General features: G+C 41.4%; 26 protein-coding genes. 6 read left to right on the top strand and 20 right to left on the bottom strand.

Features of this window, described 5'->3' with window-relative positions; genetic code table 11:
• Positions 1–373: 373 nt before the first annotated feature.
• The 6 genes from AYJ08_RS12650 to AYJ08_RS12625 all read right to left on the bottom strand — a co-directional run bounded on the left by AYJ08_RS12650 (position 374) and on the right by AYJ08_RS12625 (position 5,267).
• Complete coding sequence (locus tag AYJ08_RS12650; protein ID WP_064018026.1) at positions 374–742, bottom strand: hypothetical protein; 369 nt, start codon at positions 740–742, stop codon at positions 374–376.
• 213 nt (positions 743–955) lie between these two features.
• On the bottom strand, positions 956–2,137 hold the full coding sequence (locus tag AYJ08_RS12645; RefSeq protein WP_064018025.1) for an MFS transporter: 1,182 nt from the start codon (positions 2,135–2,137) through the stop codon (positions 956–958).
• Between the two features lie 32 nt (positions 2,138–2,169).
• A complete protein-coding gene (locus AYJ08_RS12640) occupies positions 2,170–2,646 on the bottom strand; it encodes a MarR family transcriptional regulator (RefSeq protein ID WP_064018024.1) in 477 nt (158 codons plus the stop codon).
• A 186-nt stretch (positions 2,647–2,832) separates the two neighbouring features.
• Positions 2,833–3,435 (bottom strand): nitroreductase family protein, encoded by a 603-nt coding sequence (locus AYJ08_RS12635; RefSeq protein ID WP_064018023.1) that lies wholly within the window; start codon positions 3,433–3,435, stop codon positions 2,833–2,835.
• A gap of 321 nt (positions 3,436–3,756) precedes the next feature.
• Entirely contained in the window at positions 3,757–4,707 is a 951-nt protein-coding gene (locus tag AYJ08_RS12630; protein ID WP_064018022.1) for a tetratricopeptide repeat protein, read from the bottom strand.
• 188 nt (positions 4,708–4,895) lie between these two features.
• On the bottom strand, positions 4,896–5,267 hold the full coding sequence (locus tag AYJ08_RS12625; protein ID WP_031414177.1) for a hypothetical protein: 372 nt from the start codon (positions 5,265–5,267) through the stop codon (positions 4,896–4,898).
• 236 nt (positions 5,268–5,503) lie between these two features.
• On the opposite strand from AYJ08_RS12625, the gene AYJ08_RS12620 reads away from it, so the two are divergent.
• Both AYJ08_RS12620 and AYJ08_RS12615 read left to right on the top strand, forming a co-directional pair.
• On the top strand, positions 5,504–5,932 hold the full coding sequence (locus AYJ08_RS12620; protein ID WP_003338078.1) for a DUF2621 domain-containing protein: 429 nt from the start codon (positions 5,504–5,506) through the stop codon (positions 5,930–5,932).
• Between the two features lie 56 nt (positions 5,933–5,988).
• The gene (locus AYJ08_RS12615) at positions 5,989–6,225 is read left to right on the top strand and encodes a hypothetical protein (RefSeq protein WP_064018021.1); all 237 of its coding nucleotides are present in this window, start codon (positions 5,989–5,991) and stop codon (positions 6,223–6,225) included.
• 139 nt (positions 6,226–6,364) lie between these two features.
• On the opposite strand, the gene AYJ08_RS12610 is transcribed toward AYJ08_RS12615, so the two are convergent.
• Positions 6,365–7,018 (bottom strand): HAD family hydrolase, encoded by a 654-nt coding sequence (locus AYJ08_RS12610; protein ID WP_064018020.1) that lies wholly within the window; start codon positions 7,016–7,018, stop codon positions 6,365–6,367.
• Between the two features lie 218 nt (positions 7,019–7,236).
• Here AYJ08_RS12610 and AYJ08_RS12605 point away from each other — a divergent pair, with 218 nt between their 5' ends.
• Positions 7,237–8,091 (top strand): sulfurtransferase, encoded by an 855-nt coding sequence (locus AYJ08_RS12605; protein WP_082890941.1) that lies wholly within the window; start codon positions 7,237–7,239, stop codon positions 8,089–8,091.
• 117 nt (positions 8,092–8,208) lie between these two features.
• Here the strand turns inward: AYJ08_RS12605 and AYJ08_RS12600 are convergent, their stop codons facing one another.
• The 8 genes from AYJ08_RS12600 to AYJ08_RS12565 all read right to left on the bottom strand — a co-directional run bounded on the left by AYJ08_RS12600 (position 8,209) and on the right by AYJ08_RS12565 (position 16,755).
• Positions 8,209–8,577 carry a DUF4180 domain-containing protein gene (locus tag AYJ08_RS12600; RefSeq protein ID WP_064018019.1) on the bottom strand — a complete coding sequence of 123 codons (369 nt, stop codon included), beginning with the start codon at positions 8,575–8,577 and terminating at the stop codon, positions 8,209–8,211.
• Between the two features lie 215 nt (positions 8,578–8,792).
• On the bottom strand, positions 8,793–9,860 hold the full coding sequence (locus AYJ08_RS12595; protein WP_064018018.1) for a YdcF family protein: 1,068 nt from the start codon (positions 9,858–9,860) through the stop codon (positions 8,793–8,795).
• A gap of 578 nt (positions 9,861–10,438) precedes the next feature.
• Complete coding sequence (locus AYJ08_RS12590; RefSeq protein ID WP_064018017.1) at positions 10,439–11,239, bottom strand: energy-coupling factor ABC transporter ATP-binding protein; 801 nt, start codon at positions 11,237–11,239, stop codon at positions 10,439–10,441.
• Positions 11,232–12,197, bottom strand: a complete 966-nt coding sequence (locus AYJ08_RS12585; RefSeq protein ID WP_064018016.1) for an energy-coupling factor ABC transporter ATP-binding protein — start codon at positions 12,195–12,197, stop codon at positions 11,232–11,234. Before AYJ08_RS12585 ends, AYJ08_RS12590 begins: the two co-directional genes overlap by 8 nt.
• The gene (locus AYJ08_RS12580; protein ID WP_064018015.1) at positions 12,194–12,961 is read right to left on the bottom strand and encodes an energy-coupling factor transporter transmembrane component T family protein; all 768 of its coding nucleotides are present in this window, start codon (positions 12,959–12,961) and stop codon (positions 12,194–12,196) included. Before AYJ08_RS12580 ends, AYJ08_RS12585 begins: the two co-directional genes overlap by 4 nt.
• 26 nt (positions 12,962–12,987) lie before the next feature.
• Entirely contained in the window at positions 12,988–13,590 is a 603-nt protein-coding gene (locus tag AYJ08_RS12575; protein WP_064018014.1) for a hypothetical protein, read from the bottom strand.
• A 176-nt stretch (positions 13,591–13,766) separates the two neighbouring features.
• Positions 13,767–15,002 (bottom strand): MFS transporter, encoded by a 1,236-nt coding sequence (locus tag AYJ08_RS12570; protein WP_064018013.1) that lies wholly within the window; start codon positions 15,000–15,002, stop codon positions 13,767–13,769.
• 148 nt (positions 15,003–15,150) lie between these two features.
• Positions 15,151–16,755 carry a peptide chain release factor 3 gene (locus AYJ08_RS12565; RefSeq protein WP_064018012.1) on the bottom strand — a complete coding sequence of 535 codons (1,605 nt, stop codon included), beginning with the start codon at positions 16,753–16,755 and terminating at the stop codon, positions 15,151–15,153.
• A gap of 298 nt (positions 16,756–17,053) precedes the next feature.
• On the opposite strand from AYJ08_RS12565, the gene AYJ08_RS23535 reads away from it, so the two are divergent.
• A complete protein-coding gene (locus AYJ08_RS23535; RefSeq protein ID WP_157452861.1) occupies positions 17,054–17,230 on the top strand; it encodes a hypothetical protein in 177 nt (58 codons plus the stop codon).
• 167 nt (positions 17,231–17,397) lie between these two features.
• On the top strand, positions 17,398–18,912 hold the full coding sequence (locus tag AYJ08_RS12560) for a carboxypeptidase M32 (protein WP_064018011.1): 1,515 nt from the start codon (positions 17,398–17,400) through the stop codon (positions 18,910–18,912).
• 121 nt (positions 18,913–19,033) lie between these two features.
• Here the strand turns inward: AYJ08_RS12560 and AYJ08_RS12555 are convergent, their stop codons facing one another.
• The 3 genes from AYJ08_RS12555 to nirD all read right to left on the bottom strand — a co-directional run bounded on the left by AYJ08_RS12555 (position 19,034) and on the right by nirD (position 21,500).
• On the bottom strand, positions 19,034–19,966 hold the full coding sequence (locus tag AYJ08_RS12555; RefSeq protein ID WP_064018010.1) for a DMT family transporter: 933 nt from the start codon (positions 19,964–19,966) through the stop codon (positions 19,034–19,036).
• Between the two features lie 281 nt (positions 19,967–20,247).
• The gene (locus tag AYJ08_RS12550; protein WP_064018009.1) at positions 20,248–21,105 is read right to left on the bottom strand and encodes a formate/nitrite transporter family protein; all 858 of its coding nucleotides are present in this window, start codon (positions 21,103–21,105) and stop codon (positions 20,248–20,250) included.
• Between the two features lie 35 nt (positions 21,106–21,140).
• Positions 21,141–21,500, bottom strand: coding sequence for a nitrite reductase small subunit NirD (gene nirD, locus AYJ08_RS12545; RefSeq protein ID WP_003338097.1), 360 nt, complete (start codon positions 21,498–21,500; stop codon positions 21,141–21,143).
• A gap of 231 nt (positions 21,501–21,731) precedes the next feature.
• On the opposite strand from nirD, the gene AYJ08_RS12540 reads away from it, so the two are divergent.
• On the top strand, positions 21,732–21,950 hold the full coding sequence (locus AYJ08_RS12540; RefSeq protein WP_064018008.1) for a hypothetical protein: 219 nt from the start codon (positions 21,732–21,734) through the stop codon (positions 21,948–21,950).
• 70 nt (positions 21,951–22,020) lie between these two features.
• On the opposite strand, the gene AYJ08_RS12535 is transcribed toward AYJ08_RS12540, so the two are convergent.
• Both AYJ08_RS12535 and AYJ08_RS12530 read right to left on the bottom strand, forming a co-directional pair.
• Entirely contained in the window at positions 22,021–23,886 is a 1,866-nt protein-coding gene (locus tag AYJ08_RS12535; protein ID WP_064018007.1) for a bifunctional homocysteine S-methyltransferase/methylenetetrahydrofolate reductase, read from the bottom strand.
• A gap of 28 nt (positions 23,887–23,914) precedes the next feature.
• Positions 23,915–24,472, bottom strand: a 558-nt coding sequence (locus AYJ08_RS12530; protein ID WP_304439630.1) for a vitamin B12 dependent-methionine synthase activation domain-containing protein, incomplete at its 5' end; no start/stop codon positions are given.

Below are 24,472 nucleotides of genomic sequence, written 5' to 3'. Positions count from 1 at the left end.
CATTTGGCTCATTATGGCGAACAAGGCTTAAAAAGCTCTTTTGCTTTGGAAAGAGCTTTTTCTGATCATTTATTATTCATCTTCAGGTTATTCAATCAAATGTTAGATTGATAACATTACTTCTTTCTACCATAGAATTGAAAGATAACAAGTTTGAAAAGGTACGCTTATTATACAAATTTCGTCAATATACGACAATGATCAAAATGCATCAAATCGTTTACTTTTGCATCTCTAACTGTAACGTTCACAAGTGCTAGGGCATAAAAAAATAACCCTGATTGAACGTCAGAGTCATTTTTTATTAGATGGGTATGTTTTCATGTATTTCTTTGAGGATATAACGCTGGCTTCTTTCGGCCTCTTGTTTATTTCATTCCATACTTTCTTCCTGATAACTAGTCGACTTCCCTCCCTTACTAACATAAAAACTCGTCTTACCATCCTTAGTAGTTTCCATTCGCAACTGATTATTTATTGTATTGTCCCACCATTTATAATTCGTTGTAGCCGTTTTAGGACTGTTTTCTATAAGCCGATTCTGTGTCGTAAATGTTGCCTCCGTATAGCTAGAGATCGGCGTTTTTTTATTTATGTCTGCAATTACCTGCTCTAGAGTTAACGATTGCTGAGTTTTGCCATCCGCTGCCTTGACTCCATTAGCCAGCATGGGTGAAAATGGGGATATGGCTGATAATATTAATGCCAACATACTTGCTGCTATAAGCGTATGTTTTTTCATCTAAATCATCCTCTCTTGATTTGTTTCGTTTATTTGATCCAGCACAATCAAAATCATTACACTATTTTTTACACTCAGACATAACGCTCTACTATGGCGTTACGTTTATCTCGTAGTCTGTTGGATAACAAAAAAAGTCACCCACGTCCCTTGGATGACCTTTCCTAAGTAATAATGTTGTTTTGACGTAAGAAAGCTTTTAAACGGCACCAGCTATTGCAAAAGCTGTTTTTCACGTATTCTAATCATGTTCCTTGCAAATAAAATGACAATTGCAAATCCTGTAGCTCCTACTCCAAATGTCAAAACAAATTGTCCCCCTTGATACAAGAAGCTACCGATAATCGGTCCTGCCGCCATGCCGACATAACGAATAAAATTGTAGAAGCCAATCGCTGTTGCTCGCTCTGCTACAAAGAGCTCCGTTAGTAACGTACTTTGGATTGGCATGGCATAACCGCCACTAAAACCGTATAAAGATAAGCTAAACAAGAGCCATCCTATAGAAATATTTGCGGTCAGTGTAAAAATGACGACCGCTATCAGATGTAAAAAGCAAGTGAACACCAATTTTTGTTCACTTCTTTTCTGCTGTTTCTTTTTCAATCTTCCACTTACAAAGCTCCCTGCCATCAAGCAAAGGGACAATGGTAAAAAAGCAAGCCCTGTTTGCTGGGCAGATAACCCATATGTGTTCTGGAGCACATGTGGTAAAAACACCAATACACTGTAAAACAAATAGAACTGAGCAAAGCCAAGCAACAGTACGAGCCGCCCAATCGGGTGAACAAGTACTTTTCCATAAGCCTGTAGTTGAAATGTTCGTACGATTCCCTTTGTTGGTTTCGTTTCTGGTACAAAGACTAAGCTAGCAAGAAACATAACGAGACCCGTTACACCTAAAAAGGAGAAAATACCCGTAAATCCACTCTGTCCTCCAATAAACCCGCCTAATAATGGCCCGATTACCGATGCTAGGGACAGAAGCATCTGATAGCTGCTCATAGCCTGAGCTCTATGCGATCCTTCAAATATATCTCCAATAACCGTAGCTGCTATCACAGGAATTGCGGCTACTCCGATTCCTTGTAATACACGATAGAATAAAAACCCAAAAATGCTTTCGGCAAAGGCGCATCCCACAGAAGCTATCACATAGAGAAGCAGACTAGGTAGCAACACAGCCCTGCGTCCGACACTATCAATAAAGGGTCCATACACGATTTGCATGACAGCTAGAGCGATGGTGAACACAGAAATACTTAGATTGATTAAGTACGGTGATGTATGTAATTGCTCCTGCATTTGCTGTAAGATCGGCGTGTAGATGTTTTGAGACAGCGATCCTACTAACGCGCTGATGGCTAAGGTATACAAAATCACTTTTGGCTTCATTCTCTCTTTCCTCCTAACCAATTTACGATTACCTATTCTGCCTGCTTGTTTTTATGTTCAGCAATGGCATCGCTGAGCAAACGATCAATAAAAGCAAGTTCAGAGCTGGAGTATTTTTGTAAAAACCTCTCGATTCTCCTCTCTGCCTGTTCATGTAGCTCCTCATGTAAACGATAAATTTCATCACCCATCGGTGTTAACTGAAAATGAACCTCCTTTTGATTATCAGCTCTTTGTTTTTTTACTAAATAACCTCTTTGCAAAAGCTTCGTACTAATCTTAGAAATCGCTCCACGAGTCATATCCATCTCTTGTGAAATAGCTGTTACATTTACTTGGCCCTGTTTTCCTATACAAGCGATTACATGCAGTTCAGATAAAGTCAGCTCTCCTGTCAGCCTGTCTAAATCTCGAATCGAGTTCAATAAGCCAGTACGTCTTTGCTTCAGGTTTTCTTCATGTTGGTGCAGTAGCTTTTGCAGTTTCCCGACAATTTGTTGTGTAATCATGTATCCACTTCTCCTTTTCTTTTGTATTTTTGTTTCCTAGGAAACAAATTAAGTATATCCTGCCCTATTTCAAATCACAAGCTTATGCAAATCTACTTATATTTTTTATCTTCACTTTACAAAAAAACATTCCATCGCCACACGCTGGTGGTACATGGAATGTTGATATTGCGATCGTCTGGCCTCTTATTTCGCTCCTACTTGAATACTCGACACCCATTGATCTAATGATCGGCGTTCTTTAACTTTAGGCACCTGCTGTGGATAGCCTAAATGAAGAGAACCTACAATTCTTTGGTTGGAACGAAAACCGATTTCCTTTGTAAATTCTGGGTCAAAAATATAAGGATTGGTCCGCCATACAGCCCCAATGTTCTGCTCCCAGCATAGCAATTGGATGTTTTGAATAAAGGCACACGTAGCCCCAACTGCTTCAAAATCCTTTTTCTCATGATCAAATACATCTGTTGCTATCAGCATTGAAATCGGTGTACTTTCAAAGTATTCTCGATATGACTCTCTCACCTTTTCTTTTTTCTCATCCGTATGAGATTCAAAAATCCCAATTCGTTCGTAGCTATTAAAGACACATTGGAAAAAAAACTTTTTTTCTTGCTCAGTTGAAGCAATTTTGACTGCCCAAGGCTCTACTTCGCTATGAAAAGGAGCATATGCTGCCTGCTCTAAAATTTTATAGATCGTCTCCAGCGGAATGGGAGTGTTTTCGGTTTGGCGTACAGTTCTTCTGGACGTAATTAGTGTTGCCAACGTCTGCATTGATTCTGTCATGAGTATGTTCCTCCTCGATCGTTTATTGATCTGATGGTATTGTGCAGTTTTATATCTGTATTCGTTATAACAGGTAGCCTTTTCGTTAGCATTTATCTCTACATTTGTAGATTCATTTCACGAAAGATATGCCCATCATTAAAAATGATAATCATTATCAAATATTTAATTGCATTTTATCATCTTTTTGTTCTGGTTACTAGAGGATATCGTCAATAAACTGTTTATACTCCGAACACCGTTACAAACAAAAAAACAAGACCCCATCTTCCTAAAAGGAAAATAGCGCCTTGTCTCTTTTTTATACGTGTCTTTTGCTAATTACCAAATTTTCCACCAAGACTTCTTCGTTTCTCCATTGGTGGCTACTGAATTTTTCTCTTCTGCTTGGTGTGCTTCCAGAAGTTCCTGTGGCAATCTGTCCACATATTCTTGTACCGCTGGCTTAAATTCTTCACTCGTATGTTCTACTAATTCTTTTAAGACATCAATCGCTTTTTTTGTCTCATCTGTTTGTAACAGCGCATTGATATAGTTAAAGCCTGCATATGGTCGTTCAAAGCTTGGCTTCCAATATTGCTCGCTAATCTGGATAAGCTGATAAACGTACCCTGCTTGTCCAAGTTCCCCTGTCACGTTCATAACAATTTCTTCATGACCGTTTACTTTCTCTAGTGTTTCTTTAAACATATTCATAGCAGTCAACAGGTCGCCTTCCTTTAAAGCGACTAGGGCTAACACATAATGCGGGCGCCATGCACCTTCGCGATTACCAAGCTCGGTTAAATATTGATATAGCTCCTCTTTCTTACCTGCTTCCATAAAGGAAGTGGTCAGCCATTCTAATGCATTGTCTTGGTTTGGATCAATAAGCAATGACTTTTGCAACAGTAAGCCTGCTGTATGCTCCTCTCCTCCATGAGCATACAGGCGAGCTAGATTAAGATGGGCGGTAGCCGATTCTGGGTATTGATCAATCGTTTCGTGCAATAGCTTCTGAGCTTGTGGAAATTCCCCTAATTGCATATGTACAATGGAACGGAATATCATTGCTGGTTCAATTGGACCGTATAATTCCAATAAGCGATCCGCTGCTTTAGAAGCCTGCTCAGGAAATTCCTGACGCACCAGCTCCATAGCGAACTCTCGTAATTTTTCATTATCATTCCAGTAAAGCTCCATATACTTCGGAATTATTGTATTTTGAAAATCCTCACGGGATAACTGCATACTCTGTCCATCTTCATTTTGAAATTCGATAAAATCTGACATGGCTAAAAGGCCTCTCTTTCCATGGCGATATAAGCTTCGTCACCTAGTTTTTAAAAAATCGATCGCTTCTCTAACAGACTTCTTGTTATCACCCTGCAATTCCTGCAATGAAGGCAGATAAAATACAAAATGATCTCCCCAAGCCTCCTTTTCATTAGGCCCTACGGGGAAATCATTCTGATCGTTACCTATATCCAAGCTTTGATATTTACCTTACGAATAAATTCCTCAGGTGATTCCTTTGTCGCCCCTTGTTCAGGCTCTTCGTCAGCAAGACCTACCACTTTTCGAAACAAAGCTTCATTTTTTGTAGCCAAGGCAAAGTCAAGCAAAGCTTCTTGCTGCGCTCGCTCAGCTGCTTCCGCCCAAATGGTCTCTTCTAAAGCAATATCTTTATCCGTTACAGGAAAATGCCGATCATATTTTGGGACACGAATCAACCAGTCAAAAGCCGAATCCGGGTTGCGATCGCGGCCAATAAGATAGGCATGTTCTCCAATAGGCAACGATTGTTCAAAGGAATCTGCTGTGATAATTACCCGTTGTCCAAGTGTAAACATAGGCACGAGCCCCCTTTTCCAACAGCTATTTGTACTATCTATCTTACTCATTTCGTGTAGAATTGGAAAGAGAAAATCCTTGATTAGGCAATTCAGTATAGGTAATTGGTGTGAGTTGGGTAGCTTCGGCCTATTCCTCCTCTTAAAAAAACGAAATATTTGTTGTACAATGAAAATATTAGATCGATAGTTAAATTACGGATAGTAAGAAGCATAACGATAACGAGGTGTAGCTTGTGAACGGATTGTTTTCCTGGTTTATTGTCGGTTGGACTATTGTGCTAGTTGGTCTGTTTGCCATTGGTGGCTATTTTATGTTCCGAAAATTTCTAAAATCAATGCCTAAGCAAGATGGTAAATCGGAATTAGATTGGCAAGATCACTTTATTGATCAGACTAGTCATATGTGGGATGACGATAGCCTTCAGCTATTAAACGAACTGGTAAGCCCTGTGCCTGAATTGTTCCGTCCCGTTGCAAGACGTACCATTGCTGCTAAAATTGGACAGTTGGCACTAGATGAAAAAGCTGAGCATATGACAACAGAGCTAATCATTCGCGGATATATCATCGCAACGCCAAAACGTGATCATAAATTTTTGATTGCCCATTTAAAAGAAAAAGAAATTGACTTTACACCTTTTCAAAAATATTTACAAGCCTGAAACTTCCCTGCTCCTATTTCGTATATATTACTAACCGACTTAAAGGGGAGACCAAGATGAAATTTTTACTCATTTTAGCGATGTTAGCTTTAATTCCAATTGTATTGATTGCCGTAGTGGCACTTGTTATAGCAGGGAAAGCTAGTCGGTTTATCCAAGGACTGAAAAATGGCAATAGCCCTCATGTTTTTACCAATAGCGTGCCGCATAAAAACGGGCCTTTTCAGAACAAGCCTCGCGAACATTCCATTTCAGATGATGACGATGTCGTCTTCCTTGGTAAACGTCAATAACAGAATGAACACCGATGTAGATAACAAATCAAAACCCTTCTGCTAGTCCCGTCTTAAAAAGGGCTGGGCATCAGAAGGGTTTTTGTATGGAATTTTAATAGCGCATGCTTATATGAAAAATCGATTCTTTACAAGAGGGTTATGTAAAATCTTCTAACACCTGCTCCAACTGTCTCTCCGCAAGAGATTCCAGCCGCACATCATACTCTGCAAAAATATGCTTACGAGATAGCTCATGCGGTGTAATCATACAGTACATTCCAGCCGCTTTGGCAGCTTTCGCCCCAGTGACTGAATCCTCCACAGCAATTGCTTCATAGGGTCTTACTCCAAGGCACTCTAGCGTTTTTGTGTAAAGCTCTGGGTCAGGTTTGACTTGCAGCACATCATCCTTGGTTAACACACAAGAAAAATAATCACGTATACCATATTTCTTTAGATGAGGGTCTACCCAGGAGCGTGGGGAGCTAGAGGCAAGACCAATTTTTAACCCTAGATTACGCGCTGCTTCTAAATAATCCCGTACACCTGGGCGCAAATCTGTTGTCTGCAACAATTCTCTGTGACGATTCAGCCATTTATCTTCTGTTGCAACTCGGTCAATCGGAGCTTGAATCAGCTCTTCTAAATGAGCAAAAGGGTCAAATACAAGCTCACTCCCCACCCCTTGTGACCATAGATCAACAGGAAGTATTACACCATAAGAATCATAAATTTCCTTAAATGATTGATATAATGTCCATTCCGTATCCAAGATGGTTCCGTCAAAATCAAACACTAGCGCTTTTATCATGGTATCCTCCTACCTGTTAATCTACCTAACCTATGAATGTGACAATCTCTAAAAAACCAACATGTTTTCTTGCTCTCAATCATATGTATTTCATGAAAATAGAAAGGTATGCCCCTCTATACCTCAATGTATCATTCTTTTCAAAGACGAAACAACTTTTAATCTGTTATAGTAGAAAAAAGGCAATATTTCGATCTTGTTTGGAGAGAAGGGATGAAATGTTACAGGGTAAGCTGCAAGATCCCATGGTGCAAGCTGATTGGCTTTATGAACGCCTGAACGATCCTTCAGTTGTAATACTTGACTGCCGTTTTATACTCGGACAACCAGAGCTAGGGCGTGCTGAATACGATGCAGGGCATATTCCAGGGGCCGCCTACATCAGCTTGGAGTCAGACCTATCCGGCCAAAAAACAGAGCAGGGACATGGTGGACGCCATCCATTGCCGAACATTGCCGCTATGGAAGCCTTATTTTCCCGAATCGGTATTGACCAACATACAACCGTTGTCGCCTATGACGGGGATGATTTGGCAATGGCAGCACGCTTGTGGTGGATGTTACGCTACGTTGGACATGAGCGGGTATATGTACTGGATGGTGGTTATGCCGCATGGAACAGAGCTATTTATCCGACTAGTACAGAAATCCTGCATAGAAAGCCGCGTTCCTTCACAGCTAATGTCCAATCAGATATGCTCCTTACCAAGAATGAAGTGGTCCAACGGGAGTCTTCTACACCTCTTCTGGATTCTCGTGCCCCGGAGCGCTATCGTGGGGATATGGAACCATTGGACCCTAAGGCGGGACACATTCCCGGAGCCAAGTGTTTCTTTTACAAAAATACCCTGCAAGCAGACGGTACATTAAAAACGAAAGAACAACTGCAAAATTATTTCGGTGAGTTATTACAGCAAGAACAAATTATTGTGTACTGTGGATCGGGTGTAACAGCATGCGTTAATCTCCTAGCGCTTATGAGAGCCGGTCGACCCGATGCGAAGCTGTACGGAGGAAGCTGGAGCGATTGGTCCTCCTATCCAGATAGCCCTGTGGCGACAGGAGATGAGTAATGAAAAGAAAGACCATCTAGTAAGTTTAGATGGTCTTTTTCTAGTGATTTGCTATCGTTTGGATTGTGCATCTATGTGGAATGATTGCGAAAAATACTGATCTGACACCGCTCATTTTTACGTATTTATACCATGTAGCGCTTCTAACGCTTCTTCTTCTGTTCGTTTGAAAAACACCTGTTTTCCTTTGTTGCATTCGTATATAAAGTCGTTCAAACTCTTGCTGTTATAGGAGTCAAATTCGCCAACCAGTGCAACCTTCATTTTATAATTTGTATACTTTTGTAAAATTTCACCTGCAAGACCTGTTTTTAAATCAAAGAACTCCTCAGTCAGGTGCTCTTTTCTCAAAAGCATTTTCTCGCATCCATTATATCCTACGTTTGCTATTAAATCCAAAGCATCGTTTACATTCTGAATGACGATGCTGCCGCTTGATATAATGGCAACTTTTGAATTGCCTTTTACATCCACCTTAATTTCCATGCTGCACCTCTTCTCCCATTCTCCTACTTCTTGTTAAAACTCAGATGGTATTTGGACGCAAAGATATAATAAGGACAAACGCTCAGCCAAAGTAGATACTACCCTAAAAGTGTTAGAAGGATCATAAATATATATACATGTTCCTCTATCATTCTACTGTTCGACATAAAGGAAAAGCCCCATTCAACGGGGCTTTTCCGTCTTTATTTGTTCTATTAACGCTGATAGCCTGGGAATGCCCAGATTCCTGAGGTGCGTAATAGATCACGGTAAATCCCTAGCTTTTCATCCTTGGTTACTTGCTTTGCTTTTTCAGCAGACGGGTAATCCATATATACCATGTTCGTAAAGGTACGTTTATTTTCTTTTCCCATGAGGCGCGCATAGTGATCACTAGATGCTTGGAAGCCAGACAGAGCTCGACGCATATGTGTTGCATTTGTTACCAGAGTCGCATCAGTAATCCCCATAGTCTCTAAAATAGCCGTTGTGCATAATGCGTTTTCAACTGTATCAGATGCACTTTTTTCTAATACAATCCGATTCTGATCTACACCTTTTTCCAACAACCATTTGCTCATCGCTTCCGCTTCTGTAATACCATTTTTTGGCGAGCCACCTGTAACGATAATTTTTGAATGAGGATATTTTTTTGCAATAGCTAATCCAGCTTGTAAACGTTCAATTAATGGTTGTTTCATAGAGCCATCATTTTCAAGTGCAAAGCCTAAAATGATAATCGCATGATTTTTTTGAGGCAGGTTTTGAGGCACTGTGGTATTCAGTTCCGTTTTTAAATATCCATCTGCCGCCTGTAGCTTCGCTTGGAAAGCTGCTGCTCGCTGTGGATCAATCTTTTGTAATGCAGCCATGGATTTTTGATATGTAGCCTCATCGCCATTTACCTTTGAATAAACACCATACAATAGATTTGCCTCAAAATGTTTAGGCTGGAAATTAACAATTTGCTTGTAGATGCCCACAGCCTCTTCTACTTTCTTCTGAAAAACCAAGGTTGAGGCCAAATAAAATTTTAACTCCATGTTAAACGGGTCTAAGGAGCTTGCTTCCTTCAGATTTTTTTCCATTAGTGCAAATTTATCTTTTTGAGAGCTATTGCGAAACAGGTCAATTGTGGAATCAACCAGATGCTGTATCCGTTGTGCTGTTGTTTCGTTTTTTACAACAGGAGTTGTTTCTCCTTGAGCAAATGCGCTAGTGAGAGGAGATACAGAGAGTGCCAGCGCTAATGAAAGGATCAGTTTGTTTTTGTGTCTTATCATGGTAGTTCCTCCTAACAGTTCTTGGCGATGCACGTTACCTATTGATTCAAAATAGGTACAGCTAGGTTATGTAAGCGCATTAAAAATTAAAGAATAAAATAAAAAAGGCATAAGGCAAAAAAACGGAAGAATTGCTCCGTTCATTTGGCTTATGCCTAGTCTAACTAGTAACACGCCGTACAAATGGTATCGCTTACAAAAAACATGATACCACAGTCTACTTATACAAACAATTGTAGATAACGATTATTTTTTATCCAAAAGGTAAGAAAATGACTAACTTACTAAAAATGTAAGGCATATAAAATAAAAAAACTTTGGTACACCAGCAGAAAGAATGAGTAAAATCCCCCACCAACGAATTATGTTCTCATAATCGACTAAACCAATCGGAAGAATACGTCACAAGAATCTTCCTCGGTACGCTCTTATTATGAACAGCTCTCCTCCTATCCACAATTATTTCGTGAAAAGATGAAGCTCTATTTACACACGAAAAGCCCATGATCTCTCTTCTGCGATGGAAATCGTGGGCTTTTCGATAAATTTTGATCAGTTACAAAACAGGCTAACGCGTACTACTTGCTCTTACTTGACCATCTTTTGATCAGTTCCTCCGCTGTCAGGACGGTTTCAGCTTCCCCTAACTTTTTGCCCAGTTGAGTTACATAAGGCGTGTCCAATCCTGCGTGTTGCAAAAGCTCCTGATTGGAAAAGACATGGCGAGTGTCCGCGTCAACTAGTACCTGCCCCTCGTTCAAAACAATTGTTCGCTCAAAATGGGCAGCCACAAAATCCATATCATGCAAAATAGCCAGCACTAGTTTGCCTTCCTTGTTCAATTGCCTAATAATTTCAGCAATCCGCCGTTTTCCAGCATCGTCCTGTGCTATTGTTGGCTCATCTAAAATGATAACCTCCGTATTCATAGCAACCACAGATGCGATGGTAATTAGTTTTTTCTCCGATAGTCCCAGATCATGTGGATTCTCTGCATGACGATCCCACAAGCCTACTAGCTGCAATGCCTCCTTGGCACGCTGCTTTGCCGTTTGCACGTCTACCTTGAGCTGTAGGGGACCAAACATCACTTCGTCTAATACCGTTCTTTTAAAAATCTGATCATGTGGATTTTGAAAGACGAGCCCAATTGAACCAGCAAGCTGAGCTACCGTTGCTGTTTTTGTATCAACCTCTCCAATGAGAATGTTACCCGCTGTTGGCTGCAATAAGCCTTTTAGCAGCTTGACGAACGTTGTTTTCCCCGCACCATTTTGACCAATAATAGCTGTTGTGCGTTGGTCAAAGGCAAGCGATATTCCTCTAAGTACTTCCCGCCCATTTTGATAACCAAAACGAACATCCATTAGTTTAATCATGCTGGTCACCCTCATTAGACTGCAAACTTTTTTGCCCATGGGGCTCGATAGGCTTTATTGTTGTTTTCAAGGAATCTGGCATTTGTTGTCCTTCAGCCGTTCCTTGCCTATTTGGTTGCTGATATGCCTCATACGAACGCTGTGCTTCCTCTAATGTAACAGGATATGTATTTGCACCAAGTACCTTTAGCCCTAATTCACGACATACTCTGGTATAGACAGGTGGTTGAATATCATACTGAACCAAATCATCGCGTGAAAACAGGCGGGACGGTGTATCCACATCAATCAATTTTCCCTGATGAAATAAAGCAATACGGTCAGCATATTCGGCCAGCTTTTCCATTTTGTGTTCAGCCAATATGACGGTCATGCCTTCTTGACTCAAACTATGGATAGCACGAAAAACCTCCTCGGAGCCTTGGGGATCTAGCTGAGACGTAGGTTCATCCAGCACGATCACCTGAGGACGCATAGCAATAACACTAGCAATTGCCATGCGTTGCATCTGACCACCTGACAAGTCAAATGGGGCTCGGTCCTTGCATTCCTCGATATCTAACAAATGGAGGACTTGATCAATTCTCTCCATCATCTGTTGACGAGGCACACCCAATTGTTCCAATCCAAACGCAATTTCTTCATACACCGTTAGCTTAGCACCTGTCACCTGTGTAAAAGGATTCTGAAAGACAATGCCCACCTTGCGTATGGTTTCGTCAATTCCTGCTTTGCCCACATCCGTGCCATCAATCATCACACTGCCCCCATAGGCTCCTTTATAAAAATGAGGGACTAGGCCAGTTAATGCTTGGCAGAATGTTGATTTACCCGCTCGATTTTGTCCGATCACACCAAGGAACTCACCACGTTGCACTGTGATGCTCACACCATCTAACGCCAATTGTTCGCTCATCGGGTACCGATATTTTAGCTGTTTAATCTCAATGTGACTCATCCGATAACCCTCCAAACAATCGCAATCACTATGCATACTCCCATGAGTGCTCGTAACATTTTTCCATGTGCATATTGTGTTTCTTCCTGCAAGAACGTCTTGGGACCGGCCACATTAAATCCGCGAACCTGTATGGCGAGGCTTCGTTCCTTCGTATCAATGAGCGAGCTTAATACAACCGGACCGATTAGTGGAACAAATGCTTTCATTCTGGTCAGCAGTCCTCCTTGTGTCTCCATTCCTCGCGATCGCTGTGCATCTGTAATCGTTTCCATTGTTGCCATCATTTGTGGGATAATTTGAAATACAGAACTTAATACATATCCGAAGCGAGGCGACAGCCCTTTTCGGACAAGCGATTCAATTAAATCGGACGGTTTCGTCGTCAGGACAAGAATGAGAAAGGCTCCTACAATATTAAGGGCGCGAAAACAAATCCCCAGCGCATATAGGAGTCCTTCCTGATAAAACGCCCAGGAGCCAATATGAAATAGTACTGTTTGATTTTTCACATGAAAAAAACCTTGGATAAGCACAATGGTTATCAGCACAAATCCAACAAAGCTAACGACTGCCAAAGCGCGTCTGAACACTTTGCCAATCCATAAAATAAGGAAGCTCACCAGCATCCCAAACAATGCAGTGTACAGAGTCGGTAAAATAATAGGTACCAATATAGCAAAAACAATATAGAACATCTTGGTAATCGGATCAATCTGGTGTATGACCGTATCCTTTTGAACATATAGACTTACTGTTTTCATGGTTTCTACACCTCTTATCTACCAACTTAATCCAGTGACTCAATATCTGACTTGTTTTTGTACATATGAATAAGGCTCTTTGGCAATACGCGATATATACCATAGGCAACCAAAACCGTTAAGAGTTTATCAGGAACGTCCACCACTAGTTCATCCAAGAAAGAAGCAAGCCAGATGGATTGTGTCTTGTTCATTACAGAAGCAAACACAATATCGCCCCATAAATTCCCTGTCTGCCCTCCCCAGAACCATACATTTAATGGGGTAGAAATAAGTACAGCGGTGACCCCAACAGTTAATCCAACAACCGCCGCCTTACCCCAACTGTTTATCCAGCCCTTAAAAGCCATTGCCCCTGCAACCAAGCCCATACACAAACTCGTTATAGCATATACAAAAGAAATCGGGTCCACTGTTAAACCATAAATAATGTTGTTAATAAGTCCAGACAATCCCCCGATAATAGGACCCGCAAGCAAACTAGCCAGCACCGTTCCAATAGCATCCAGCCACAGAGGTAGTTTTAAGAGTCCAGCAAACAGCTTACCGATGTAATTTACACCAACTGCTACTGGAATAAGCACGAGAGCAGTAGTTGATAATGACCACATGCTGCGTTTTGTAGACATGTACATTCCTCCTTAACAAAATTAGTTTTAGTATGGAGGCTAAAAGCCATACTAGCAATAGTTTCGTAACAATTTGCACAAGAAGTTTTTAATTTGTCCTCGTTCTCTAATAGATTTACCATGTAATGACAATTCACTCCTCAAAAAATGAAAATTCTCCCCGTCATGGCGCCATATTAGCGCCGCACCGGAGAGACTGCTTGCCACTTTTTATCCTGAAACAGGATGCAACACACACTCGCCGTCATCAGCACGAGAAATCCAGTAAAAAATGAGCGACTGATATTATCAAATATTCCAGCCACTATCGGACTTAATATAGCTCCAGCAGACATAATAGCAGAGTAAAAACTAAATGCGGTTCCGTAGAGCTGACGTGGTGCATAAGAGGTTAAAATGGTTGTCATTGCAGGAAATAACAGACCAAAGGCTCCCCCCACTAAAAACATCATCCAGTAAATCGAGACATTCCAATTCATTGCTGTCGCATAAAACATTGCACTCAAAATAGATAAACCAATTAAACAGCGAACCACAGGCGATTTACGTTGAATCCGCGCTATGCTTAATGTAAGCAATGAGCCTATTCCCATCATGCTAAAAACCATTCCAGTGACTGTAGGATCTAAATGCTGACGTGCAATTAATAGCGGTACTTCATACATCATAGTCCCTTGCGCATACATGATAGCAAAGGCAGAAAAGAAAGCGGGATACATCCCGACGCTTCCGAATATCACCTGTAGCGTTGCTTTTACTGTTTTCTTTTGACTCAGGCTGTTTTGGTGGCCCTGCTTTTGTTCCTGCACCTCTTCCTTGAATACATATTCCTCAGGATTCACCCTCCTTGCATCGCCACTATGCTTGGGTAAAAAGAGCAATGCAATTAGCCCTGTGATTAGCATTACCCAACCCAGAATGACAAAGGAGTTAGCAAATCCAAATCTTCCTGCGAGAAATCCCCCGACCGCTGGTGACAAAATGGAAGCAAAGGTCAGAATAATCCCCTTTTGCACAAATATTTTATTTTGCTCATCAATCGTATCCGCAGATGAGGCGAGTACCGCAAAGCAAGCTGGAGAAACAAAAGCCATCACATACCCATAGGTCAAACGAATACCGAGCAATTCCGTAGAGCTATCAATAATCCCATGCAGCATTAATAGAATTCCTGAGATCATCAAGCCTGCGCTAATAAATCCTTTTTTGCTATAACGATCAATGATAGGTCCTGCTGTCAAATTGCCAATCAGGTTAGTGAAGGAATACGCGCTTAACAAAAGTCCAATTAGCAAAGCAGGGGCTCCTAATTCTTCAATAAAGGGTGACAAGAGAGGCATTTGTGCATGCATGTCGAACGAGGCCAAAAACAAAATGACAAACAGCAACCAAAGGGCATACTTTCTCCGCAAAACAATTTCCACTCCTTCCTTTGCTACTGCTCTTTTCACTATATGAGAGTGGCTGTCCGCTTCATGAATGAAAAAACCTTTTTATACAAAGAAAGACGCAAAGGATGTCTTTGCATCCCTTGCGTCTTCTAGCAATTGCTTTTGTACGTTAGTCCGTTACACGGTGTAATCCTAGTGAACTCTCATGGAAAGTAAGCTTCGGATATTTTTCCTGTGACATGCGCAATTGGTATTCACTATCAAAGAGCATGACTAGACGACCATAACGATCTGTAACGGATTGGCTGCGGGATTTAACCGCATCCATAGCCTCTTTATCTCCTTCGATCCAGCGAGCAATCTGATAGGACATGCGTTGTAATTCAATATCAACGCCGTACTCTGCCTTCAAGCGATACTCCAGTACTTCAAATTGCAAGACACCAACCACCCCAAGAATGAGTTCTTCCCATGGATGGGTCTTAAACAATTGCACAGTACCTTCTTCTGTCAGTTGCATGACGCCTTTTTGAAATTGCTTGTGCTTCATCGCATCTTTAACGGTCACCTTAGCAAAGAATTCTGGAGAGAAATGAGGCATTTCCTCATATTCAAATGCAGGCCCAACACAGAGTGTATCTCCAATTTGAAAAATTCCTGGGTCAAATAATCCAATCACGTCACCAGCAAATGACTCCTCAACAATTTCGCGATCCTGCGCCATAAATTGCATGGGTTGAGCCAATTTAATGTCCTTGCCTAGCCGCACGTGACGAACATTCATTCCTCTTTGGAACTTACCTGAGCAAATTCGCATAAATGCTACACGGTCCCGATGTGCCGGATTCATGTTCGCCTGAATTTTAAAGATAAAACCAGAGAATTTACCATTTAATGGATCAATCTCGCCGATCGTACTTTTCTTTGGTGAAGGTGATGGCGCCATCTGCAAGAAATTTTCCAGGAAGGTTTGCACGCCGAAGTTATTGATCGCCGAACCGAAAAATACCGGGGTTAGCTCCCCTTTAGCAATCAGCGAATCATCGTATTCATCACCAGCGATATCTAACAATGAAACCTCTTCTTGAAGCTGATCGTACAAAACCTCGCCTACGCTACTCTTAATTTTAGGATCATCAGGTCCACTTACCTCAACAGAGGATATCTCCTGGTGATCGCTACCATCCTGATACAGCTCAACGCGATTTTTCATTCGGTCGTATACACCGCAAAGATCGCTCCCCATACCGATTGGCCAGTTCATTGGATAAGAGCGGATTCCCAAAACATTCTCTAGTTCTTCTAAAAGAGAGAACGGGTCCTTTCCATGACGATCCAATTTGTTGATAAAGGTAAAAATAGGAATTCCACGCATCCGACAAACCTTAAACAGCTTAATGGTCTGCGCCTCTACCCCTTTTGCTACGTCAATGATCATGACCGCGGCATCAGCAGCAGTCAATGTACGGTACGTATCTTCACTAAAGTCTTCATGACCAGGTGTATCCAAAATGTTAATATGGTGTCCTTTATATTCAAAGTCCATCGCAGAGGAGGTTACTGAGATACCACGTTTTTTCTCAATCTCCATCCAGTCGGAAGTAGCATGCTTCGAATTTTTACGCCCTTTCACCACGCCGGCTTCTCGAATAGCGCCTCCATAATACAATAATTTTTCAGTCATCGTCGTTTTCCCGGCATCCGGGTGGGAAATGATAGCGAATGTACGCCGTCTCGTAATTTCATTCTCCCAATTCGCTTGTGATTGAGTCATTTATTCATTCTCCTATAGCAATCAAATTCTTCCTTACGCTTCTCTACCAGTACGATTATACAAACAAACTCGCCATGATAAAAGAGAAAAGTCTACAATCAACTCGAATCTCTTCAACCACGTCCCACCTTTCCTGAAATTTTATCCAACATGATCCGTCATTCATGTATAAGATTTCTATATTTTCACAACAAAGGGCGTGGACATCATCGGTCGTATAAAAATGATCGGACTTATTTTGATAGCTGCTTTAATTAGTAGGCAGAGATTTAGAATGGTGAAATGATAACAGGACTCAGTGGATGGCTGCCAAAAACAAATGGATGTCGTCGCTGGCTCTTTAAAAGAGATCGCACAAGCTAAAGATAGCCATAATAGTGAGATGAACTGGACTATGCTCATGGCGCCTATCATAGCTATTTTCTTTATTGGCTATATCTTCATCAGTTATTCAAAACGTAAAGCGAACAAATAAATTACTGCTTTTCTTTTGCTGAAGATAGATGTACTTAGACCAAAAATCCGCTATAATAATGAGACAGTTAGCGTGTGTAAGCGAAGATATCGCAGATGCGCTATATATACATAATTTTCAAACAAAAATTTTTTATCAGAAAATTTTCTTTAGGAGGCGTTCTGTCTATGAGTACGATTAATCAATTAGCTGCCGATTTTACTACTTTCTCTAAAAAAATTCAGGCGTACAACAATGCAACTGCCGTCTTATACTGGGACCTTCGTACAAAAGCACCGAAAAAAGGAATGGATGCTCGCTCTGAAGTGATTTCGACCTTATCCACTGAGGCATTCAAGCTTTCCACATCCGATCAGATGGAGGATTTCCTACAACGTCTAACTGAGGAACAAGCCTACAAGCAATTAGATGCGGTCACTCAAAAATTAGTGGAAGAATCGAAAAAGGAATTTGACTTAAACAAAAAGATTCCTACCGACCGTTATCAGGAATATGTGCTTGTTACAAGCCAAGCTGAAAATCTTTGGGAAGAGGCACGCGAAAAAAATGATTTTTCCCTGTTCCGTCCCTACCTAGAAAAAATCGTAAAAATGAAATTGGAATTCATTGATTACTGGGGAGCGAAGCCAGATAAATATGATACTCTGTTGGATCAATATGAACCTGGTATGACAGTAAAACAATTAGATCAAATTTTCACCTTATTGCGTGATAAAACCGTTCCTTTGGTTCATGCCATCAATGAATCAAATCGTCGCCCAAATATTAGCTTTATGGAAAAGCATTTTGCCAAAGCAGATCAAGCAGCATTCAATCAGCTCGTGTTGAAAAAAATCGGCTTTGATTTCCAAGCTGGACGCCTGGATACGAGTACCCATCCTTTCTGCATTCACTTCGGCTCCACCGATGTCCGTCTAACCACCCGTTACGATGAACAGGATTTCCGTTATGCATTATGGAGCAGCATTCATGAAGCAGGTCATGGTATGTATGAGCAAAATGTAAATGCGGCTTATAATGGTCTATTGCTAAGTAACGGCACTTCGATGGGCGTTCATGAATCCCAGTCTCGTTTTTGGGAGAACATGGTAGGACGAAGCTTGCCTTTCTGGGAGCATTTCTATCCAGCGGCACAACAAGCTTTCCCTGAGCAGTTTGCCGGTGTAGCCTTACAAGATTTCTACCGGGCAGCCAACCTAGTGGAACCATCCTTTATCCGTACGGAATCAGACGAACTCACCTACAATTTGCATATCATGGTCCGCTATGAAATCGAAAAGGGCTTAATCAATGAAACCATTGAAGTAGGAGAGCTACCACAAATTTGGAACGAGAAAATGAAAGAATACCTAGGCATCGATGTACCTAGCGATGATCTTGGTGTCTTACAGGATGTTCATTGGTCAAGCGGCTTAATGGGCTACTTCCCAACATATTCCCTAGGAAATGTTTATGCCGCGCAATTTACGCATGCAATGAAAAAACAGCTTCCTAATTTCGACGATCTTTTACGAGCAGGTGATTTTGCGCCGATTAACCAATGGTTACGCGAGAATATCCACCAATTCGGAAAAATGAAATCTCCTCAGGAACTATTGCAGCACGTTACCGGGGAAAAAGTAAATGCAAGCTATCTAGTTCATTATTTAGAAACAAAGTATAAGGATTTATATCAGCTATAGAAATAAGACAAGGTATTTATAAAAATAGCCTCCTTGCACGCTCATCCTTTTTTAGATGCTGCCACAAGGGGGCTATTTATAATGGCATTGAACAAACCCATTCACTCAATTGACGTAGCTATCATTTAACTTCGTCTGTTTTGACTACATCCATCCCTACTGGCTTTTCATTTGTTCGGGTCAGTACAATAATCCCCAATACTACAAACCCCATTCCTAAAATATGATACCAATAGATATCTTCCTTCAGCACTAAGCTCGATAATAAAATCGTAGTAATCGGTGTTAACGCAGTAAACACGGATGCTACACTAGCAGGTATCACTTTTAATCCTTGATTCATTAAAATGACAGCTAAAATTGTTACGACAATTGCTGTGTAGAAAACCAACAGCCAAGTCGTTATGGATATTTCAGAAAGATCGACGCTTAATGCATCATGTACAGCTAGTGGTAAAAATAAAATCGCCCCTATAATACTTAATGCCGTTGAGATAGATAAAGGAGACCAAGCTTTCGATAATAGTTTTCCAAATGAAAAAAAGATAGCATCTCCTATAACAGCACAAAGAATTAGAAAGTTCCCAAATAATGAGCTAAAGCTTATACTATTCGTAGCAATAATTCCGAATACATTTATGGAAACCGTTCCTAAAATAGTTAACAGAATCCCCGAAATCTTGGCAAAACCTAATTTCTCTTTAAGAAAAACGTACGCAATGACTCCCATTACAGCTGGAGTACAACTCAGTACAATTCCGCTCTCCACAGCGGACGTATATTGCAAGCCATATAGCAAGCAGATGCTAAATAGAAAAATCCCTACGAAGCTTTGTACAAGCAAAACAAAAACATCTTTTTTATATAAGGTAGGAAGCCTTCTTTCTTTTCGGTAAAACATTGGCAGTAAAATAAGGCTAGCAATCAATAGCCTTAATTCAGATGCTAAAAAAATAGGGATTTGCTCTAAAATAAATTTATTTACTACTACAAAGCTCCCTATAATAGACATGGCAATGGATACTTTGATATACGCTATCGTGCTATTAGACAAGTAAATCTCTCCCACTTTTTAATAAAAATATCGTTTTCTCTCTCTATTGTTTATGTAAATGGTGTTTACCATCAACAGTAATAGTACCACAATACACCATTTGGATGGTTTTTTTTAGTAGGAAAAGTGCACTCGCTTGAATTCAGATTGTTCCGCCGGTTATCTCATTATTCTGTCAGCTCCTCACATATCATCTTACTAAGACGATGCTTATTAAAAATACAAAAGGCCTGCTCCCACGTGCCGAGGAACAGACCTTTCTTACCCGAATGAAGTATATATTATTTCGCTTGCAGAGTAGCGCTATCTGTTGGGGCTATCTGCTTCATTTCTTTACGTTCTTCCTGTTGTTTTCCTTTTGTAAACTTGGTTTTTATAGGCGATACCAACCAGTACATGGTGCCTACAAATAATGCTCCTCCGACAATATTACCTAGTGTAACAATGCTCAGATTATGAACCCAGCCCGCAATGGTAATGGTTTCTGGGTGAGGAAGCATTAGCGCCAGCGTTAGCACTGTCATGTTGGCTACACTATGCTCATAGCCAGAGGTAATAAAGGCAAACAACATCCAGAAAATCAGAATTAGTTTCGCTGTATCCTCCTTTGCCCGGGTCGCTGTCCAAATAGACAAGCAGACTAACCAGTTACAAAGAATTCCCCTGAAAAATAATTGCACAGTTGGTAAGTTCATTTTTTTGGCTGCTAGATAAAAGAGCATATGGTCGCTTGAAGCATGACTAAACACGCCGGAACCTACAATAATCAGACAGAAAACAGTTGCACCGAGTAGGTTACCAATCCAGCACCACACCCAGTTCTTCCCTGCATCCTTCCATTTAGTCACACCGCTTAAGGCACCTATGGTGAAATACATATTATTACCAGTAAACAAATCAGAACCAGCAAAAATTACCAAGGTTAAAGCAATCCCAAACGACACGCCCATCAATGTCATCGTAAGAGGGGAACCCGCTTGTAGCAGGGGCTCACCTACCGTTAAGATTAATACGATTCCAATCCCTACATAGCAGCCAGCCAGTGCTGCGTGTAGCAAATAACGGGCTATGCTTTTATCCAGCATTTCTTTTTTCTTTACTGCGTTCTTAGCCATTATTTCCAGAGTGTCAGTATACAAGGTCTCCAACTCCTTAGGTGTTAGGCACGTGTATGTTAAGATAAAAAGTTATCGCAAGCAGGCAAGCCTAGTTTCACCGTTTTTCCTTCGACCACTACAGGGTATACTTCTACTTGGCCTCGATCAGGAGCTTGTACTGTTCCATCTACCAGCGAAATTTTCCAGTCGTACAAAGGGTCATACAAAAATAGATCAGAAACGATTCCGTCTACTAATGTGCCTCCCCTAGGATGTGGATTGCGATTAGCCACTGCATAGAATTGATCATCATCTAAACGAAACAGAGCAACCTCTGTTTCTTCTACACAAACCACTCGGCCTACTTTCTTTGGAAAATCATCAATATTCCCTATTTCATAGAAACAAACTAACTGTTCAGCAACAGGATGCAGCATGCTTCTAACACTTCCTTCCCTTTGAACATACAGAAAAATGATCTCTATTTCATTCTACATCCGTAGTATAACGGGTTCAGCTTAAATGCAAAAGTTATATCTGTCACTTTATGAGAAATTTTTCACTTTCTTTTCTGTTTTGTCACATTTGGGAAGAAAAATTGGTGTTTATCTACCCAAATATAGAATACTAACCAATAATATCTACTTTTTTGGGTTGGAGGGGAAATAATGGACTTTTCTTCGTTACGTCAATATTTTAACGATATTGCACACAGTATTGGTGATATCAGCAGTAAGACAGGGAATGCTTTAATCGGCATTCATTCTGAATTAAGCAAGATAAGTAAAGCAATACAGACCACAAATATTTTGCTTGGCATTCTGATTTTTTTGGTTATGGTTCACTTTATTTATTCCGTTGTCCAAAACCGTAAAAAAGGTACATAACGAAGAAGACCTCCTACGTTTCCTGTAAGGGTCTTCCTTTATTAAAACGGTATGATTAACTCCCTGCTCCTTATGAGCTGGACACTTCTTTAAAACCTGCTTTTACTTGCTCTTGTTGCCTGATATATTGGGTCAGCTCGACGGTCATCTGGTAGTAATTGAACGGGGTAATCAAGTATATTCCATTAAAGTATTGAAGCGTTGCATCGATTAGTTCCTTTGCCATACGATTACCTTCCTGACGAGCGGCTTCGCCTGTAAATAGCTTCATTTGTTCTAATGCATAGGTGGACAGCTTGATACCAGGTACCTCGTTATGCAAAAACTCTGCATTACGCGAGCTCGTTAACGGCATGATGCCAATAAAGATAGGTACACGAATATGCTTCGTGGCTTCATATATTTGTACAATGGTCTCGGCATCATAAACCGGCTGCGTCATAATGTAATCGGCTCCAGCCTCAACCTTCTTTTCTAAACGAGCCACCGCTGCGTCCAAGTGGCGCACATGTGGATTAAATGCTGCCCCGACAATAAATTGAGCATGCTGCTTCAATTGTTTGCCTGAAAACGCATAGCCTTGATTTAACTGTTTTACCATACGAATTAAATCAAACGAGCTCACATCATAGACAGAACTAGCACCCGGCAAATCTCCAAAGCGTGAAGGATCGCCCGTAATAACTAGTACCTGGTCAATCCCCAGTGCGTGAAGACCCATTAAATGTGATTGCTGTCCAATCAGATTACGGTCGCGGCAGGCAATGTGAAGTAGCGGCTCGATTCCTAATTGCTTCATCATGGCTCCTAAAGCCATATTGCTCATACGAACTGTTGCTAGTGAGTTATCTGCTAGCGTTATTGCATTCGCACCGGCATCATGTAAAGCACAACAGCCCTGTAAGAAATCTTCCGTATGCAGATCCTTAGGCGGATCGAACTCAACGATAATCGTAGGATGATGCTTTACTTCTTCGATAATACTTGGTTGAAGACGTTTTTGGACAGCCTGCACCTCAATTCTCTCCGAGTGAATAGGAGCGGGTGGATTCACCCGTGGCAGCGGTTTGCACCCTGCCAATTTTTCTACAATCGCTTTGGTATGTTCCGGCGTTGTACCACAACAACCCCCAATTAGTCTTACACCCTGTTCATGTAAGCGCAAAGCACTTTCCGCAAAGTAGTCTGGAGATGATTTGTAAGAAAGGGTTCCATCAGCCATGCCAAGACGGCCTGCATTGGGAAATGCAGAGAGAAAAACATCATCTGGACATACTGTTGCTTCGAAGGAACGCAGGATCTCTGCCGGTCCCAAGCGACAATTGAGTCCTATTACGTCCGCTCCTGCATCCTTAATCTGCTGGAAGGCATAAGTCAACGAATGACCATCACGCGTAGTGCCTACTTCCAATGTAGCAAGCTGGGCTATGATGGGTAGCTCTGTAAGAGGACGTATCACCTCCAGCGCTAGCAATAATTCATCAACATCCAAGAACGTTTCCAGCAAAATTCCATCTACACCCGCATGCAAAAGAGAAGTAGCTTGCTCTTCGAACTGGTCTTTAAATTGGTCGATTTGCTTAGTGCGGACACGTCCAGCAATAATTGAACCCATCGCTCCAACTACGAAAGCATCATCTCCGACCGCTTCCCTCGCAATGGTAACCGCGGCTCGATTCATCCGCGTAACCTTACTTTCTAGGCCATATCGGGACAAGCTATCCCGATTAGCCCCAAATGTATTCGTCTCAATCAGCCGTGCTCCCGCTTCATAATAAGCGGCATGTACGTTGCGGATTATCTGTGGATTACTTAAGCATAACTCTTCGTAACTAACGCCAATAGGAACTCCCTGCTCGTATAACTGAGTAGCCATCGCTCCGTCACCCACTAGTACGTGCTGTGTGAGATAGGCCCGCAAATCTCGTTTTCCCATTGAGACTCCCCCTTTTCGTCGTTTATGATCACACTTCTGCTCCAACTGGTGGAGTCGCATTAAAATAACGGGCTTCAGGATGAGCAAATACCATGGCTGACACGGATGCTTCAGGGTCCATCATGAAGCCTTCTGTTAGTTGAATTCCGATGTCTTGCGGCGACAACAGCTTAAAGAGTTTTTCTTGATCTTCTAAATCCGGGCAAGCAGGATATCCAAACGATACGCGGATTCCCTGATAACGCGCCCCAAAACGCTCTAGCATAGTCATATCTGCTGGGTCTGGAAAGCCCCATGAATCGCGAATAACATGATGAATTCGTTCGGCAAACGCTTCTGCCAGCTCTAGGGCAACTGCTTGCAGGACATGTGAACGCAAATAGTTCCCTTTTTCTTTCCATTCCTGCGCTAAATCTCTCACTCCCTTTCCGGCTGTAACTGTCAAGAAAGCTACGTAATCCATCTCATTCGTTTCCACAGGCCGTAAAAAATCAGCGAGACAAAGGTGAGGAGCTTGCGGTTGACGCGGGAAAGTAAAGCGTTCTAACAGCTTTGTATGATCGTTTGGATCATAGATCAGGATGTC

Source organism: Brevibacillus sp. SKDU10 (genome assembly GCF_001645205.1).
GTDB classification, from domain to species: Bacteria; Bacillota; Bacilli; order Brevibacillales; family Brevibacillaceae; genus Brevibacillus_B; species Brevibacillus_B halotolerans.
This window is presented reverse-complemented; position numbering and strand designations above follow the sequence as displayed.